At 52.0% G+C, this 17052-nt stretch carries 13 protein-coding genes; 5 read left to right on the top strand and 8 right to left on the bottom strand.

Annotated features, from left to right (window positions below; all coding sequences use genetic code 11):
• Nucleotides 1–9: 9 nt before the first annotated feature.
• The 4 genes from lsrB to lsrA are packed head-to-tail and all read right to left on the bottom strand — an operon-like array spanning nt 10 to nt 4543.
• Nucleotides 10–1029, bottom strand: a complete 1020-nt coding sequence (gene lsrB / locus LVQ79_RS08955) for an autoinducer 2 ABC transporter substrate-binding protein LsrB (RefSeq protein WP_151993037.1) — start codon at nt 1027–1029, stop codon at nt 10–12.
• Between the two features lie 2 nt (nt 1030–1031).
• On the bottom strand, nt 1032–2033 hold the full coding sequence (gene lsrD, locus LVQ79_RS08960; RefSeq protein ID WP_232864667.1) for an autoinducer 2 ABC transporter permease LsrD: 1002 nt from the start codon (nt 2031–2033) through the stop codon (nt 1032–1034).
• Nucleotides 2034–3065: an autoinducer 2 ABC transporter permease LsrC gene (gene lsrC / locus LVQ79_RS08965; RefSeq protein ID WP_232864668.1), complete on the bottom strand. Its 1032-nt coding sequence runs from the start codon at nt 3063–3065 to the stop codon at nt 2034–2036.
• Nucleotides 3062–4543 carry an autoinducer 2 ABC transporter ATP-binding protein LsrA gene (gene lsrA, locus LVQ79_RS08970; RefSeq protein WP_232864716.1) on the bottom strand — a complete coding sequence of 494 codons (1482 nt, stop codon included), beginning with the start codon at nt 4541–4543 and terminating at the stop codon, nt 3062–3064. The genes lsrC and lsrA overlap by 4 nt, the downstream gene beginning before the upstream one ends.
• A 231-nt stretch (nt 4544–4774) precedes the next feature.
• On the opposite strand from lsrA, the gene lsrR reads away from it, so the two are divergent.
• From lsrR to LVQ79_RS08985, 3 genes are all read left to right on the top strand, one after another.
• A complete protein-coding gene (gene lsrR, locus LVQ79_RS08975) occupies nt 4775–5746 on the top strand; it encodes a transcriptional regulator LsrR (RefSeq protein ID WP_064513960.1) in 972 nt (323 codons plus the stop codon).
• A gap of 29 nt (nt 5747–5775) precedes the next feature.
• Nucleotides 5776–7356, top strand: coding sequence for an autoinducer-2 kinase (gene lsrK, locus LVQ79_RS08980; protein ID WP_151993033.1), 1581 nt, complete (start codon nt 5776–5778; stop codon nt 7354–7356).
• Between the two features lie 209 nt (nt 7357–7565).
• On the top strand, nt 7566–9584 hold the full coding sequence (locus LVQ79_RS08985) for an oxidoreductase (RefSeq protein WP_232864669.1): 2019 nt from the start codon (nt 7566–7568) through the stop codon (nt 9582–9584).
• On the opposite strand, the gene rlmG is transcribed toward LVQ79_RS08985, so the two are convergent.
• On the bottom strand, nt 9581–10717 hold the full coding sequence (gene rlmG / locus LVQ79_RS08990; RefSeq protein WP_232864670.1) for a 23S rRNA (guanine(1835)-N(2))-methyltransferase RlmG: 1137 nt from the start codon (nt 10715–10717) through the stop codon (nt 9581–9583). The two genes, LVQ79_RS08985 and rlmG, sit on opposite strands and share 4 nt — an antisense overlap.
• A 116-nt stretch (nt 10718–10833) precedes the next feature.
• Between rlmG and LVQ79_RS08995 the strand changes: the two genes are divergently transcribed.
• Nucleotides 10834–11334 (top strand): M48 metallopeptidase family protein, encoded by a 501-nt coding sequence (locus LVQ79_RS08995; RefSeq protein ID WP_151993030.1) that lies wholly within the window; start codon nt 10834–10836, stop codon nt 11332–11334.
• Between the two features lie 78 nt (nt 11335–11412).
• On the opposite strand, the gene LVQ79_RS09000 is transcribed toward LVQ79_RS08995, so the two are convergent.
• The gene (locus LVQ79_RS09000) at nt 11413–13050 is read right to left on the bottom strand and encodes a glycerone kinase (RefSeq protein WP_232864671.1); all 1638 of its coding nucleotides are present in this window, start codon (nt 13048–13050) and stop codon (nt 11413–11415) included.
• Nucleotides 13051–13186: 136 nt separating this feature from the next.
• Between LVQ79_RS09000 and LVQ79_RS09005 the strand changes: the two genes are divergently transcribed.
• A complete protein-coding gene (locus tag LVQ79_RS09005) occupies nt 13187–14689 on the top strand; it encodes a helicase HerA-like C-terminal domain-containing protein (protein ID WP_232864672.1) in 1503 nt (500 codons plus the stop codon).
• A gap of 81 nt (nt 14690–14770) precedes the next feature.
• On the opposite strand, the gene lptG is transcribed toward LVQ79_RS09005, so the two are convergent.
• Together lptG and lptF are read right to left on the bottom strand one after the other, a co-directional pair.
• Nucleotides 14771–15850 (bottom strand): LPS export ABC transporter permease LptG, encoded by a 1080-nt coding sequence (gene lptG, locus LVQ79_RS09010; RefSeq protein WP_151993027.1) that lies wholly within the window; start codon nt 15848–15850, stop codon nt 14771–14773.
• On the bottom strand, nt 15851–16954 hold the full coding sequence (lptF, locus tag LVQ79_RS09015; RefSeq protein ID WP_232864673.1) for an LPS export ABC transporter permease LptF: 1104 nt from the start codon (nt 16952–16954) through the stop codon (nt 15851–15853).
• Nucleotides 16955–17052: the final 98 nt, after the last annotated feature.

Consider the following 17052-nt stretch of genomic DNA (forward strand, 5'->3'; position numbering starts at 1 on the left):
TTTCCCTCCTCAGAAGTCGTATTTACCGATGTTCTCTTTGGTGAACACTACGCGCTCCGGCAGCAGCACAATACCGTTGCCTTTCGCTTCATACTGATAGCCCTGTACGCTATTCGGCTCGACTTTCAGGCTGCCAATTTTCGCCACATCAACAGTGTCACCAACATTAAGATCGCCCTTTTTCAGCATGGTATTTGCGACGTTCACCGCAATTTCACCCTGTTGCACCACGTCCCATAGACCGAAGGCTTTAACAGTGCCGCGTTCAACATACGGGCGCATGACGTTCGGCGTGCTGAAACCGACAATCGCAACATTGGTGCGTTTCAGGTTTTCAGCAGCCTGTGCGGCAGCAGGTAATGCGTTAGCATCGGGCGCAATGATCGCATCCAGATCCGGGTACGCTTTTAAGATCCCTTCTGCAGTTTGCAGAGATTTGGTGGCATCGTTATAGCCAAACTGTGTGGTGACGATTTCCCATTCTGGATGATCCTTCGCAATCTTCGCTTTTGCCTCTTTCACCCATTGGTTTTGATCCGTCACCGTTGGGCTCGAGTAGAAGAATGCAACTTTGGCAGCAGGTTTAGTAACTTGTTTGGCCGCCATATCCACCAGCATGCCGCCGAGCTGTTGCGGCGTTCCCTGGTTGATGTAAATACTGCGGCATTCAGGTTTAGTATCAGAGTCCCAGGTCAGCACTTTTACCCCGCGCTGCATGGCGCGTTTAAGCGCAGGGCACAGCCCATCAGGCGAAACCGCTGAGACAATAATCGCGTTATAACCCTGATTGACGAAGTTGTTGATAAGCTGCACCTGGCCGGAGACGCTTGGTTCAGTTGGCCCATCGTAAGTCACCGGAACACCGAGATCTTTGCCCGCCTGCATCGCGCCATTGCCACCGCTGGTAAAGAAGCCCACGCCAACCAGTTTTGGAATAAAGGCAATCCTGTCGGCGGCTTGCACACTAACCACACCAAAGGCTAATGCCCATGCACTGAGTTGCAGGACGCGTTTTGTTGTCTGCTTCATAATCACACTCCCGTTAGTTTTCTGTTACCGCGCAAACGACGCCACGCCGCTTGTAGATATTCGCGGTGCAAACTCACCGAACGACCAATGACCACCACAATCAACAGCGCACCGGACAACGCACTCGATACCTGATTAGGCACGCCAGCCATCTGTAAACCTTGTTGCAAATACCCGACTAATAACGCCGCCAGCGCGGTACCTAAAATCGAACCGGAACCGCCATAAATATTCGCCCCACCCAGCACTGCCGCCGTTAAAGCAGGCATTAACAAATCGCGCCCTAAATCAGAACGCGCCGAGCCGAAATACGAAACCAGCACAATCGCCGCAATAGCTGACGCCAACCCCACCATGCCGTAGACGCCATACAGTGAGCCGTTCACCGGTAATGCCGCATAACGCGCCGCTCGCGGGTTTTGCCCAATTAGAAAGATATGGCGACCAACGCGTGCGCGGTGGGTCAGTAGCCAGAAAATCAGCGTGATAACGGCAAACATCACCAGCGGAATGGGGAGACCGAAAAGCGTCAGATTGGCAAAGTTGGTAAATGCATCCGGGAAGCTACCAATGCCTTCATAACCCGTCGCACCCGCCATACCGGAAAGCAGCAATGCCGCTCCGCCGAACAGATAAAGCGTGCCGAGCGTGATAACCAGCGGGCTGATGCCGGTGTAGTGAATCAATGCCGCATTAAACAATCCGCATAGCAGGCCGACTGCCAGGGTCAAAATTATGGCTACAGATATTGGCAAACCCGCCTGCAACATCACCCCCAGCGCAATAGCGCACAGGCCAATGGTCGAGCCCAACGAAATATCAATGCCACCGCTGATGATCACAAGCGTCAGCGGCAGCGCCACTATGCCGATACAGATAAAATCGCTGGTGCTAAACAGCAGCATATTGATATCTAACATGCGTGGGTTAATTGCTCCGAATAGCAAGATTTCGACCACCAGAATAAGAAACAGCGCCACTTCCCAGTTGAGTTTTAGCTTCATCTACGCCACATCCTTTTTCTTCCGAGGAAAAGGCCGCACATTTTTCGCACCCGGTAATGGCGGTACAAAACGGCTGTATTTTTGCGCCCGCTGATGGCGCGCCAGTGCCTGACGTAACCGCCCATCCAGCACTAGTACGCCGAGTAAAACCAGACCTGCAATAAAGTCATTCCACCAGGCAGGGAGTTTGAAGAGCACCAGAACAGTGTCGATTTGCGTGAGGAAAAATGCGCCGAGAAATGCACCAATGACCGTTCCAGTACCACCAAGCAGAGAGATACCGCCCAGCACACAAGCTGCGATAGCTTTCATCTCCAGCCCGCTGCCGGTTTGATTAGGTACAAAGCCAATTTGCGAAGCGAAGATAATCCCGGCGATAGCCGCCAGCATGCCATTGAAAGTGAATGCCATAAGACGGGTGCGGTTTACCGAAACACCAAGCTGGCGAGCAGCGGCCAGGTTGTCGCCAACAGCGTAAAAATCACGCCCGAAAGCGGTTCGTGCAAATACCCAGGCAGCGATAGCCACTAAAGCAAGAACCGTAAAACCAAGCGGGGAAATCCCCAAAGCGACGGGTTCGGAGAGCGATTTCAGATTAGGGGGCAGTCCTTCAATCCATTTGCCTCCTGTCCATAACAACATACCGCCGCGATAAAGCCCGAGCGTACCAAGGGTCGCTACAATTGCGGGAATACGCAGCCAGACGACTAAAATCCCATTAAAGAAACCCGCCACCGCGCCAATCAACAAGGCAAAAAGCATCGATACCGGTAAGCTGAAGCCGCTGTTAAGCGCCACGCCGACAGCAATTGCACACAGCCCTACAGTTGACCCCACGGAGACGTCGATATTGCGCGTCAGCATCACCATCGAAGCCCCTACCGCCAGTAGGATTAGGATCTGAGCGCTGGTGAATATCATGCTTAGCGTTTGCAAGCTGAAGTAGCTGTGATTGAGCCCAACCAACACGCCAAATAGGGCAACTATCGCCAGCAGCGCGCTGAGTTCACGGTTGCGCAGCAATGTTTTCATGCTTTACCTCCGCCAAACGCCATACTCATCATGCGATCCACAGTGATTGCTGGCTTACGTAGCTCACCATTCATGGCACCCTGGTGCATCACCAGCACGCGATCCGCAAGCCCGCTGAACTCATCAAGATCGGATGAGATCATCAGCACCGCAACATTTTGCGCCGCCACACTTTTGATCAACTGATAGATATCCGCTCGCGCCGCCACATCCACACCGCGCGTAGGTTCATCAATGATGAGCAGCAGCGGATTGGCTTCAAGGCATCGCGCCAGCAGGACTTTTTGCTGGTTGCCACCGGAAAGCGTGCGCACCGTCTGCCCGGCATCGTTGAATTTGATCCCAAGCGCCCGGTGGTAACGTTCCACTATCGCGGACTCGCGCCTGCTTTGTTGCCACAGGCCCGACTCATTCAGCACCACTGTATTCCAGCGGATCGGCGCATCAAGGAATAGTCCGGAAACCTGGCGATCCTCTGGCAAGTAAATCAGTCCGCGATCGAGCCGTGATTTGGTACAATCGCTGCTGATTTCACGATTTTCTAAATAAATGTGCCCACCGCGAACCGGCCGTAAACCATAGAGCGTTTCTGCCAGTTCGGTACGCCCGGAGCCCACCAATCCAGCAAGGCCTACGATCTCACCTGCATACAGTTCAAAACTAAGATCGATAAATCCCTCACCGGTCAGCTCGTCTACGCGCAGTACCGGAAAATCCTGTGGTTCGGTGCGACGATTTCCCGGCAATGCCAGCCACAATTTTTGTGTATCGCTTAACGCGTGTTGGCGATCGTTCGGTGTCATGGCGTTGATCAGCTGCTCATCAAGAAGCTGCGCAGTTTCACCTTGTAACACTACGGCACCGTCACGCATCACTGAGATATGGCTGGCAAGCTGGCGAATTTCCGGCAATTTGTGGGAGATAAATACAATGCCCACTCCAAGACTTTGCAAAGCGCGGATCTGACGAAATAGCCGTTCGGTTTCGCCAGGTGTAAGGGACGCGGTAGGCTCGTCCAGGATCAGGATCTTCGCCTCACGCATTAAACCACGCAGGATCTCGACCATCTGTTGATCGGCCACTTCCAGCGTGCTGGCTGTAGCGCTAAGTGGGATCTGACATTCAAGCTGCTGCATTTTCTCTTGCAGGCGCTTTTCCATATCGTTTAGCCGCGGCAGCCGAAAAAGGATGTTCTCGCGCACCGTCAGATTGGGGAACAGCATCGGTTCCTGCGGCACAAGGTAAATGCCTAACTCATGCGCCTGACCTGGTTTGAGCCGCCCAAATGCTTTGCCTTGTACCTTCAGTTCACCGCTATCTGGGGCTTCCACACCGGCAAAAATCTTCATCAGTGTGGATTTCCCTGCCCCATTACCGCCCAGCAATGCGTGGACCTGCCCTGCATACAGAGCAAAATCAATAGCTTTGAGCACGCTCACACCAGAAAACTGTTTGCTTATCTGTTGTGCTTCAAGCATTGCGGTGGTGTTTGGCATCGTCACTCCACAATTGAACAAAAGAGAAATTGAATTAATAATGTTCAAAAGCGTAGACGCCGGGTAATTTTTACAACAGGGCAGAGATCACAAAATTTTTAAATAGATCAGCTAAACCATTTGCATCTGAAAATGATCTTTTTGCCGTGTGCCTCACATTTTCTTACCCCGCACCTTCGAACATATGATCTAAATTTTAATAAGAGTTCACTTATGAGCGATAAACGAGCAGCAGAAGAAGGGAAACTAGCAGCACTCCCAATGGCCGAAGAAGAGCTATTGGCACGCGTGGCCTGGTCTTACTACCACGACGGCCTGACACAGAATGACATTGGTGAGCGGCTAGGGCTGCCACGTTTAAAGATTTCACGCCTGCTGGAGAAAGGGCGTCAATCTGGGGTGATTCGCGTACAGATTAACTCGCGTTTTGAAGGATGCCTGGCACTGGAAACTCAGTTGCAGCAGCGATTCGGTCTCAAAATTGCGCGTGTCCTTCCCGCGCATAACACCCCACCGATGAACACGCGGTTAGGCATTGGCGCAGCGCAATCACTGATGGGGATTCTGGAACCAGGGCAGTTGCTGGCGGTGGGATTTGGTGAGGCAACGATGAATTGCCTCCAACATTTGAGTGGTTTTATTAGCTCGCAACAGATTCGTCTGGTGACACTTTCCGGCGGTGTTGGGCCGTACATGACCGGCATCGGCCAATTGGATGCGGCATGTAGCGTTAGCATGATTCCGGCACCACTGCGGGTTTCATCGCCCCAAGTGGCAGAGATTTTACGCATGGAGTCGAGCGTGCGGGATGTCATTCTCGCCGCCACGGCCGCGGATGTCGCAGTAGTGGGTATCGGCGCTATCAACCAGAAGCGCGATGCGACTATCTTACGTTCCGGTTATATCAGCGAGGGAGAACAACTGATGTACGCCCGCAAAGGTGCTGTGGGCGATATTCTTGGCTATTTCCTGCAAGCGGATGGCGAACTGGTGGAAGCTCTGGAAATTCACCGCGAACTGCTTGGCGTAACGCTCGACGACCTGGCGCATCTCCCAACCATTGTGGGTGTCGCGGGAGGCGTGGACAAAGCGGACGCTATTTATGCCGCACTTCGAGGCCTGCGAATAAACGGCCTGGTGACGGAAGAAGAGACTGCGCGGGCGGTGTTAGCTTTGGCTGATTAACCTCGCGCCTTAGCTTGCGGGGATAATCAATGAGTTACTTGTTGGCATTAGACGCCGGGACGGGCAGTATTCGCGCCGTCATCTTTGATACTTCAGGCCACCAGATTGCCGTCGGCCAGGCTGAATGGAAACATTTAAGCATCACCGATGTCCCCGGATCGATGGAGTTTGACCTCTCAACCAACTGGCAGCTTGCCTGCCAGTGCATTCGTGAAGCTCTCCAAAAAGCACATCTTCCACCTGGTGCTATCAGCGCAGTTTCCTGCTGTTCAATGCGCGAAGGGATCGTGCTCTACGATCGTAACGGCGATCCTATCTGGGCATGTGCCAACGTTGATGCCCGCGCCAGCCGTGAAGTCAGCGAACTTAAAGAGATCCACGATTTCCAGTTTGAATCCGAGGTTTATCATGTTTCTGGTCAAACGCTGGCGCTAAGCGCGATGCCGCGCCTGTTGTGGCTTGCGCATCACCGTCCGGATATTTATCGCCAGGCCGCGACCGTGACCATGATCAGCGACTGGCTGGCAGCAAAACTCAGCGGCGAGCTGGCGGTTGATCCTTCTAATGCGGGTACAACAGGAATGCTCGATCTGGCGACTCGTGACTGGCAACCGTCACTGATGGATATGGCTGGATTGCGGGCAGATATTCTCTCGCCAGTTAAAGAAACCGGTACGGTACTTGGTGGTGTAACGCAAGAAGCGTCACAGCAGAGCGGTTTACTGGCTGGCACTCCGGTGGTTATGGGGGGTGGCGATGTACAGCTAGGTTGTGTCGGTCTTGGCGTAGTCCGCGCCGGACAGGCGGCAGTGTTAGGCGGCACGTTCTGGCAGCAGGTAGTGAATCTGCCTGCTATCAAAACCGATCCAGAGATGAATATCCGCATTAATCCGCATGTCATCAGCAACATGGTGCAGGCGGAATCCATCAGCTTCTTTACCGGCCTGACAATGCGTTGGTTCAGGGATGCTTTCTGCGCTGAAGAAAAACTGCTGGCAGAAAGGCTTGGCGTAGACACTTACGCCCTACTCGAAGATATGGCTGCGCGAGTTCCTGCGGGCTCTCACGGCGTGATGCCGATTTTCTCCGACGCCATGCATTTCAAACAGTGGTATCACGCAGCACCGTCATTTATTAACCTCTCAATCGACCCCGAAAAATGCAATAAAGCGACACTATTCCGGGCATTAGAAGAGAATGCTGCGATTGTCTCTGCGTGCAATCTTGAGCAGATTTCCGGTTTTTCCGGCATCCAGTTTGAATCATTGGTATTTGCAGGCGGGGGTTCTAAAGGCGCGTTGTGGAGCCAGATCCTGAGTGATGTAACAGGGTTACCAGTGCGTGTGCCCGTCGTTAAAGAGGCGACGGCACTCGGTTGTGCTATTGCTGCGGGTGTCGGTGCTGGGTTGTTTAACGACCTTGCTGAAGCGGGTGAGCGCCTGGTGCAATGGCAACGCGAATTCACGCCAAATCGGGCGCACCGTGAGCTATATGACGAGATGAAACGTAAATGGACGAAGGTGTATGCCGACCAGCTCACGCTGGTGGATAGCGGTTTAACCACTTCGATGTGGCAGGCTCCAGGTCTGGTGATGCGCCCTTCTCTTTGACGGAAAGGTCAGTTAGCTATGCCCTCTGGAATAAGAAGAAAATTTCTTTTCCAGGGGGAAGATTTAAATCCTTTGCCCTTGCGGAAAACCTCATCGTTCTTTGAATCACGTCACAATCATCAGACAACTTTCCCACATTTACGCTACATCCCGCTAAATTACTAACTCATCCGACCACATAATAATAATGACCTTTTCAGGAAGAGAATATGAGCTATCCGTCGCTGTTTGCCCCGCTAGATCTGGGTTTCACCCAGCTTAAAAACCGTGTGCTGATGGGTTCGATGCATACCGGACTTGAAGAACTTCCGAATGGCGCCGAGCGTTTAGCCGCCTTTTATGCCGAGCGTGCGCGCCACGGTGTGGCATTGATTGTGACCGGCGGCATTGCCCCTTCCCCTTCAGGTGTTGGCGTGGAAAGCGGCGCTGTGCTCAACAATGAAAGCCAACTTGCTCATCACCAGATCGTGACCGACGCCGTACACCGTGAAGGTGGGAAAATTGCCCTGCAAATCCTGCACACCGGGCGCTACAGCTACCAACCAAACCCAGTCGCCCCTTCCGCTATTCAGGCTCCAATTAACCGCTTTAAGCCGCATGCACTGACCCATGATGAAATCCTCACGCTGATTGAAGAGTTTGCTCAGTGCGCGAGCCTTGCGAAGCAAGCCGGATACGACGGCGTGGAAATCATGGGTTCCGAAGGTTATTTGATTAACCAGTTTCTGGCCGCAAGAACCAACCAGCGCGATGACGAGTGGGGTGGCGACTACACCCGACGCATGCGTTTTGCTATCGAAGTGGTACGCGCAGTTCGTGAAAGAGTTGGGATTAATTTCATAATTATTTACCGCCTGTCGATGCTCGATTTAGTAGAGGGTGGCGGTACTTTTGAAGAAGCCGTTCAGCTTGCCAAAGCCATTGAAAATGCAGGCGCGACGCTGATTAACACGGGTATTGGCTGGCACGAAGCGCGTATTCCAACCATTGCAACACCTGTGCCACGCGGTGCATTCAGTTGGGTAACGCGCAAACTAAAGGGTCAGGTTTCGATCCCGTTGGTCACAACCAACCGAATTAACGATCCGCAAACAGCCGAAAAGATCCTTGCCGAAGGTGACGCCGATATGGTGTCGATGGCACGGCCATTCCTCGCCGATGCCGAGTTTGTTTCCAAAGCCGAGCAAGGGCGTGAAGATGAGATCAATACCTGCATCGGCTGTAATCAGGCGTGCCTGGATCAGATTTTCCTTGGCAAAGTCACTTCCTGCCTGGTGAACCCGCGCGCCTGCCATGAAACAAAAATGCCTGTTGTACCTGCCGCCGTGCTTAAAAACCTGGCAGTGGTGGGAGCCGGTCCCGCAGGACTCGCTTTTGCGATCAACGCCGCGGCACGTGGCCACAAAGTGACATTATTCGATGCCGCTTCAGAAATCGGTGGGCAGTTTAATATTGCCAAGCAGATCCCCGGCAAAGAGGAATTTTACGAAACGCTACGCTATTACCGCCGCATGCTGGGGCTGACGGGCGTTGAAGTTCGCCTTAATCAGTACGTCACCGCGCCAATGCTCAAAGAGTTCGACGAGGTTATTCTCGCCTGCGGCATCGAGCCACGCCTGCCGCTTATTGACGGCATCATGCATCCTAAAGTCCTCAATTACATCGATGTGCTACGCGAGAAAGCACCAGTGGGTAACCGTGTGGCAATCATCGGTGCTGGCGGGATTGGCTTTGATACCGCGATGTATTTAAGCCAGGAAGGGGAATCCACCAGCCAGAACATCGCAGAGTTTTGCGTGGAATGGGGTATCGATACTAGCCTGCAACATGCGGGCGGTTTACGCCCGGAAGGCGTACATCTGCATAAAAGCCCACGTCAGATTGTGATGCTACAACGCAAAACCAGTAAGCCTGGCGAAGGGTTGGGCAAAACAACAGGCTGGATCCATCGCACAACGCTGTTAGCGCGTGGCGTGAAAATGGTGGCGGGTGTGACTTATGAACGCATTGACGATGAAGGGCTGCATATTACGGTCGGTGGAGAGTCGCAGACGCTGGCGGTCGATAACGTGATTATTTGTGCCGGGCAAGATTCACGTCGTGAACTGGCAGAACCGTTACGCGAACTGGGGAAAACGCTGCATTTGATTGGTGGTGCGGATGTGGCGATGGAGCTGGATGCCCGGCGCGCAATCGCGCAAGGCACCCGTTTAGCGCTGGAAATTTAGCGAAGACGGCCTAGTTTCACGGCTTTTAATACGACGAATTTCTTGTTCGTAGCCACGGTGTCGCAGTTACCGAAGATCTTCTTCAGTTTGTGGTAGTAATCCAGGTGGCGGTTAGCAACGATGTACAGCTCGCCGCCATTTTGCAGGCAACGACGGGCGTGGTGGAACATTTCCCACGCAACCTGATCGGTCAGGGCATGCTGCTGGTGGAACGGTGGGTTGCACAGAATGGTGTTAAAACGGTATGGCTCAACACCGGACAATGCGTTATTAATCATGAACTCGCAGCGTTCCAGGTTTTCTGGCATGTTGAATTCGATGTTCTTGCGGCTGGATGCCACGGCCATCGGTGATTCATCAACAAATACCACTTTCGCATCCGGGTTCTGCTCCAACAGGTGCAAACCGACCACGCCGTTACCACAACCTAAATCAACAATTTCACCTTCAAGACCTGTCGGCAGATTTTCGATAAAGAAGCGAGCACCAATATCCAGACCGGTACGGGAGAATACGTTAGCGTGGTTATGAATCGTCCACGGCGTGCCTTCCAGTTTCCAGTTCAGCGTTTCGGGTACTTCTTTAATTACCGGAGCATTGAACGTCGTGTTGATCAGACGCGCTTTTTTCCACGCAAGCGTCGTGGTGGTTGGCCCAAGAATCTTTTCAAACAACTCGATAGTTGAGTTGTGAATATCACGCGTTTTTGCACCCGCGATAATACGTGTTTCAGGGGTCACAACATGGCGCAACGCACGAAGCTGTTGCTCAAGCAGTGCCAGCGTTTTAGGGATCTTAATCAGAACTACGGCTGGCGCTTCCGGGTATTTAACGGTGCTATCAAGGAACGTTACGTTGGATTCAACGATGCCGTTCTCACGCAAGTTCTCACGGATAGCCAGTTCGCTAAGATATGAGTCACTGATGCTGTATGGCTTGTGTTCAGCCAGCACGCAAGACAGCGCCCCGAAAGTGTCGTTAAAAATCAGGACCGGGCCACTGATTTCGATTTCGTCCAGTTGCTGCAAAAGATAGTCATCGGCAGCTTCCCACGCCTGTAGTGGGTTAACGTCGTCCGTTTCTGGAAAACGTTTTAGTGTCAGTGAACGGAAACCGTCGTCTAATTGGCTCATCGGCCCTCCTGGATGGTAAAATTTCTGCTTATCCCCGAATGGGGGCGTGAGTATACCCTTTTTTTTCCTCAAACTGCGCAACTGCCTTTTGAAAGACGTCGAGCGAGCGAGATCTAATGAGCAATTTAACCTACCTTCAAGGCTATCCCGAGCATTTGCTCGCACAGGTCAGAACATTGATTGCGGAACAACGTCTGGGCGAGGTGCTGCAAAAACGGTATCCGGATACGCACAACATCACGACCGATAAAGCGCTATATGCGTGGACGCAAGATCTGAAGAACCAGTATCTGCGCAATGCGCCGCCGATTAATAAAGTCGCCTATGACAGCAAGATCCATGTTTTGAATAACGCGCTGGGTCTGCATACTGCGGTTTCGCGCGTTCAGGGGAACAAGCTGAAAGCCAAAGCGGAGATTCGTGTCGCGACAGTATTTAAGAATGGGCCAGAAGCCTTTTTGCGCATGATTGTGGTTCACGAACTGGCGCACCTGAAAGAGAAAGATCACAACAAAGCATTCTATTCGCTGTGCTGCCATATGGAGCCGCAATATCACCAGTTGGAGTTTGATACACGGCTTTGGTTAACGCAGATGGCATTGAACGGTCAGGCTTGAGCAACATCTATCTCCTGCCAAATCATGCAATTGTAGGTCGGATTAGCGCCCGCGACATCCGACACAATCACGATGCCATTACTTCAACCCGGCAAAGACCGCAGCAATCGCCACCGCACCAGGATCTTTCACCCCTTTCAGGTTATCGCTGTTCACGTATGACGAGCGCCCGGCATTAGCCTTTTGCATCTGCGCCGTTGCCTCCGCACCATCTTGTGCAGCCTTCACAGCAGCGTTCAGGTCGCTATCTTTGAGCGCTTCAAGTGCAGGCTGCAAGGCATCAATTAAGGTACGATCCCCCAACTCGGCCCCACCGTAGCGCTTCATCTGCTCAAGGCCAAACAATAACGCATCTGCAATTTTTTGCTTTTTAGCGACTTTTTGCCCGGCTGCCGTGAAGAAAATAGACATCAGCACGCCGCTTGAACCACCCATGACTGTTGCCAGGCGTTCTCCGACTAACTCCAGGAGTGCTGCGGTATCATTTAATGGCAGCTTTCCGTCATCGTTAAGCTGCGCGATATCTCGCGCCCCCAGTGCAAACGTGGAGCCGGTGTCACCATCCCCGACTTTAGCATCCAGGGCATTCAACACTTTTTCCTGCTCAATAAGCGTCTGCGTGATGCGGCCTACCAGTGCTTTAACCGTGTCGTTTTCCGACGGTTTTGCATGCGTTCCCTCGCGAATGACGCTGTGTTTTTGCATCGGCATCGCATGGAGTTTTACCATCGGTTGCCAGCCTGTGGTTGCGACATCCGCTTGCAGCGCTTTAATAAATGTCTCATTCAGAGCAATGGCCGAGAGCGAAAAACCTTTCATATCGAGCGCGGTAACCAGCGGTGCAGGGCCAATCAAGTAGTCGATTTGCTCTTTCATTTCTGAATACACCAACTCTTTCGTCAGGATGGCCATTTCTAACGATGAAACTCCGCCCAGGTTGTTTACCAACACAGCCAGTCTTGCTTCTTTACCGATTTTCTTACGCAAATGTTTTACCAGCGTCGCCACTGTTTGCTGGCTGTTCTGGCTTGCAACGGTGCTTGCTCCGGGTTCGCCGTGAATACCCAGCCCTAACTCAACGTGACCGCCTTTGATGCGCCCTTTTTCCTCATTTTGCTCGGGAAGATTGCAGGTTTGCATGGCGACACCGATGCTGGCAATGCTGTCGCAGGCACTTTGCGCGATGTCTCGAACATCACTCAATGATTTCCCCTGCTCTGCGGCAAAGCCCGCAATTTTGTGTACCAGTACTGTCCCGGCAATTCCACGCGGCTGCTTGTTATCGGGCAGCGAAATATCATCGCCAACAATCACCATCTCCACTTTCAGGCCGTGCTTTTTAGCTTTCTCGGCTGCCAGCCCGAAATTCAGGCGGTCACCGGTATAGTTTTTGACGATAAGCAGGCAACCACGGTCGCCGGTCACGGCCACAATGGCGTTTAATACCGCATCCACGCTCGGTGATGCGAACAGATCACCACATACCGCTGCGGTGAGCATCCCCTTACCAACAAAGCCTGCGTGCGCGGGTTCATGACCCGAACCACCGCCAGAAATAATCGCTACTTTGCTTTTGTTCCAGTCTTTACGCACCACCACGCGAATAGCGGGATCGGTATCTAACCGGGCCAGGTTATGAAAACGAGAGCTGATGATGACGCCTTCGATGGCATCGTTGACCATTTGCTGACGGTCATTAAAGAAGAATCTGGACATAGTTTCCCAACAATAAGTAATACATATGCAAAGCATAGCCTTTGCTGCGAGAGATGCCGCAAACCAGGATTTTTGAGTGATGACGTTCCCTATCCACTTGCTATGCTTATGGAAATGTTGCCACAGGAAAATCACCATGACTGCGCCGCTCCTGATTGCCAGAACTACCGAACAAGAACTGCATCTGTTGCCCAACATGGCAAACCGTCACGGGCTAATCACCGGGGCTACAGGCACTGGTAAAACCGTGACGCTGCAAAAACTGGCCGAGTCATTTTCAGAAATCGGTGTGCCAGTATTTATGGCTGATGTAAAAGGCGACCTCACGGGTATTGCGCAAGAAGGTGCTGAATCCGAAAAGCTGATCGCAAGGCTTGCCAAAATTGGCGTGACTGACTGGTCACCTCATAGCAATCCAGTTGTCTTGTGGGATATTTTTGGCGAAAAAGGCCACCCGGTGCGAGCAACGGTGTCCGATCTTGGCCCATTGCTACTTTCACGCCTGCTCAACCTCAATGAAGTACAGGCGGGTGTACTGCAAATCATCTTCCGCATTGCCGACGATCAAGGTCTATTGCTGCTCGATTTTAAAGATCTGCGCGCGGCGACGCAGTACATCGGCGATAACGCAAAATCGTTCCAGAATCAGTATGGCAACATTAGCAGTGCATCGGTGGGTGCCATTCAGCGTGGGCTGTTGCAGCTTGAACAACAGGGGGCCGAATATTTCTTTGGCGAACCGATGCTGGATATCAAAGACTGGATGCGCACTGATGCTAATGGTAAAGGAATTATCAATATTCTATCGGCCGAAAAGCTCTATCAGATGCCGAAACTGTACGCCGCCAGCCTGTTGTGGATGCTTTCGGAAATCTATGAGCAATTACCTGAAGCTGGCGACCTGGAAAAACCAAAACTGGTGTTCTTCTTCGACGAAGCGCATCTGTTGTTTAACGATGCCCCACAGGTATTGTTGGACAAAATCGAGCAGGTAATTCGCCTGATTCGTTCCAAAGGCGTCGGGGTCTATTTTGTTTCCCAAAACCCATCTGATATTCCGGATACCGTGCTCGGCCAGCTCGGTAACCGCATTCAACATGCGCTGCGTGCCTTTACGCCTAAAGATCAGAAAGCCGTTAAAACTGCCGCGCAAACCATGCGCGCAAATCCAAAGTTCGATACCGAAAAAGCGATCCAGGAGTTAGGCACTGGCGAGGCACTAATCTCATTGCTGGATGAAAAAGGCAGCCCGACGGTGGTTGAGCGAGCCATGGTTATCGCCCCTTGTTCACGCATGGGGCCGGTCACTGACGATGAACGCAACGGGCTTTTGAACCATTCACCGTTATACGGTAAATACGATGAAACGGTCGACAGGGAATCGGCGTATGAGCGCTTACAGCAAGGTGTTCAGGCGGCATGTGAGCAACAAAATGCACCACCAGCCAAAGGCGAAGCTGTAGCGGTTGATAGCGGTATTCTCGGCGGGCTAAAAGATATTCTGTTTGGCACTACGGGCCCGCGTGGCGGCAAGAAAGATGGCGTCGTGCAAACCATGGCGAAGAGTGCGGCACGCCAGGTAACTAACCAAATTATTCGCGGAGTTTTAGGCAGTATTATGGGTGGGCGGAAACGGTAATTTCTACACGTTAACTATCTATACCCAAAATAATTCGAGTTGCAGCCAACGCAGCTGCAACTCGAAGTATGAAGGGTATTATTAGCCGGAGCGCTTCATCATCATCCACAGACTGATAAGGAAGAACGTCGCACTTGGTAACAACGCACCCAAAATCGGCGGGATGCTGTAAACCAGACTTAGCGGGCCAAAGATTTGGTCAAGCACGTAGAAGACGAAACCAAAGCTGATACCAGTGACAACCCGCACACCCATTGGCACGCTACGCAGTGGGCCAAAGATGAATGACAGGGCCATCAGCATCATTACCGCAACGGAGAGTGGCGCAAAGATTTTGCTCCACATGTTGAGCTGGTAACGCCCGGCGTCCTGGCCACTGGATTTCAGGTACTTCACATAATTGTGCAGGCCGCTGATAGAAAGCGCGTCCGGGTCCAGCGCCACTACACCTAGTTTGTCTGGGGTCAGGTTGGTTTTCCACTCACCGCTAACGGTTTGAGCACCGGTAATTTGCTTCTCATTTGTCAGGTTTGACTCATCAACCTGTGACAAACGCCATACCTTATGTTCCACATCGTACTGGGCCGATGCCGCATAACGAACAGATTGCAGACGACGCTCTTTGTTAAAACTATAAATACTCACGCCCGCCAAATCGTTATCGCCTTTAACGCGCTCGATATAGACAAAACTTTGGCCATCTTTAGCCCACAAGCCTTGCTGAGTTGTCAGCAAAGAACCGCCATACATCTGTTGTGCACGATAGTTACGGGCCATTTGTTCGCCTTGCGGAGCAACCCATTCACCAATCGCCATGGTCAGTAACACCAACGGAATAGCCGTTTTCATTACTGACAGCGCAATTTGCATCCGCGTAAAACCAGAGGCTTGCATCACCACCAGTTCGCTACGCTGCGCCAGCATCCCCAACCCAAGTAGAGCACCAAGCAGTGCCGCCATCGGGAAGAAGATCTGGATATCTTTTGGAATGCTAAGGACGGTATATACACCTGCGCCCATTGCTGAATAGCTGCCCTGCCCGGCCTTTTTCAACTGGTCGACAAACTTAATAATGCCCGACAGCGACACCAGCATGAACAGCGTCATCATGATGGTGGTGAAGATGGTTTTACCGATATATCGGTCGAGAACACCAAACATTTATGCCGCTCCTCGTGTTCTGCTAAAGCTTGCACGTAGCCGGCGCATAGGCACCGTATCCCACACATTGAGGGCAATCGCGATGGCAAAATAGACCAGGTTAACCAACCATATCCAGATCATCGGATCGATTTTCCCCTTCGCCGCATTCGATTTCAGCGAGGTCTGAAGCAGGAAGAAAATCAGATATAACAACATCGCCGGAAGCATTGAAAGCACGCGCCCCTGCCGTGGGTTCACCACACTTAATGGCACCACCATCAACGCCATAATGACAACGGCCATAATGAGTGTCAGACGCCAATGCAGTTCAGCGCGAGCATTTGGCGCATCGTTAGTCCACAGAGCTTTCATGTACATCTGACTGGAATCTTCAGGGTCAAGCGCAACCGTCTGGTGCCCTACAACCGCCTGATAATCCTTGAAGTCAGTAATACGGAAATCGCGCAGCAATGCTGTACCTTCAAAACGCGTACCGGTATTGAGCGTCACAACCTGCGAACCGTCAGGGCGTTGAGATAAATGGCCGGAATCCGCAACCACTACCGATGGACGCGCATTACCTTTCGGGCGCAACTGAGCGAGGAAAACGTCTTTAAAACTTGAGCCGTCAACGCTTTCAATGAACAAAACTGAGTTGCCGTCGGTCGCTTGCTGGAATTGCCCTTGAGCAAGTGCAGCCATACCAGGGTTAGCTTTGGCCTCAGCCAATACTTCGTCCTGATGACGAGAAGACCACGGCCCAAGCCACATTACGTTGACTGTTGCAATTGCACCGGTAAAGAGTGCGAGGATCATTGCAGCTTTGATCAGCACAGCTTTACTCAAACCACAGGCATGCATTACCGTGATTTCACTTTCGGTATACAGTCGGCCTAGCGTCATGAGCAGCGCAAGGAAAAGGCTAAGTGGAAGGATGAGCTGCGCCATTTCAGGCACACCAAGTCCTAACAAAGAAAGTACGAGGTTTGTCGGAATATCGCCGTCAACCGCCGCCCCGAGAATCCTGACCAGCTTCTGACAAAAGAAGATCAGTAGCAGGATGAAGAGGATCGCAAGTTGGCTTTTGAGCGTCTCCCGAACCAGATATCTTATGATAATCACATTAAATACGCCTGTGAAAACGAGTCTTTTTGCAGGAAAATCGCTTGTTTCATCGCTTATACGTCATTTATTCTCTTGAGTCGTCGAAAACATCGCTA

Origin of the sequence: Buttiauxella cochleicola, assembly GCF_021282405.1 — a bacterium.
Taxonomy (GTDB): Bacteria; Pseudomonadota; Gammaproteobacteria; order Enterobacterales; family Enterobacteriaceae; genus Buttiauxella; species Buttiauxella massiliensis.

What these genes read in the sequence shown, in the direction of transcription:
- LVQ79_RS08995 (WP_151993030.1), top strand. Translation starts at nt 10,834, where the DNA reads ATGAGCAATTTAACCTACCTTCAAGGCTATCCCGAGCATTTGCTCGCA.
- lsrA (WP_232864716.1), bottom strand. Translation starts at nt 4,543, where the DNA reads ATGCTTGAAGCACAACAGATAAGCAAACAGTTTTCTGGTGTGAGCGTG.
- lsrB (WP_151993037.1), bottom strand. Translation starts at nt 1,029, where the DNA reads ATGAAGCAGACAACAAAACGCGTCCTGCAACTCAGTGCATGGGCATTA.
- LVQ79_RS09000 (WP_232864671.1), bottom strand. Translation starts at nt 13,050, where the DNA reads ATGTCCAGATTCTTCTTTAATGACCGTCAGCAAATGGTCAACGATGCC.
- lptG (WP_151993027.1), bottom strand. Translation starts at nt 15,850, where the DNA reads ATGTTTGGTGTTCTCGACCGATATATCGGTAAAACCATCTTCACCACC.
- LVQ79_RS08985 (WP_232864669.1), top strand. Translation starts at nt 7,566, where the DNA reads ATGAGCTATCCGTCGCTGTTTGCCCCGCTAGATCTGGGTTTCACCCAG.
- lsrD (WP_232864667.1), bottom strand. Translation starts at nt 2,033, where the DNA reads ATGAAGCTAAAACTCAACTGGGAAGTGGCGCTGTTTCTTATTCTGGTG.
- lsrC (WP_232864668.1), bottom strand. Translation starts at nt 3,065, where the DNA reads ATGAAAACATTGCTGCGCAACCGTGAACTCAGCGCGCTGCTGGCGATA.
- LVQ79_RS09005 (WP_232864672.1), top strand. Translation starts at nt 13,187, where the DNA reads ATGACTGCGCCGCTCCTGATTGCCAGAACTACCGAACAAGAACTGCAT.
- lsrK (WP_151993033.1), top strand. Translation starts at nt 5,776, where the DNA reads ATGAGTTACTTGTTGGCATTAGACGCCGGGACGGGCAGTATTCGCGCC.
- lsrR (WP_064513960.1), top strand. Translation starts at nt 4,775, where the DNA reads ATGAGCGATAAACGAGCAGCAGAAGAAGGGAAACTAGCAGCACTCCCA.
- rlmG (WP_232864670.1), bottom strand. Translation starts at nt 10,717, where the DNA reads ATGAGCCAATTAGACGACGGTTTCCGTTCACTGACACTAAAACGTTTT.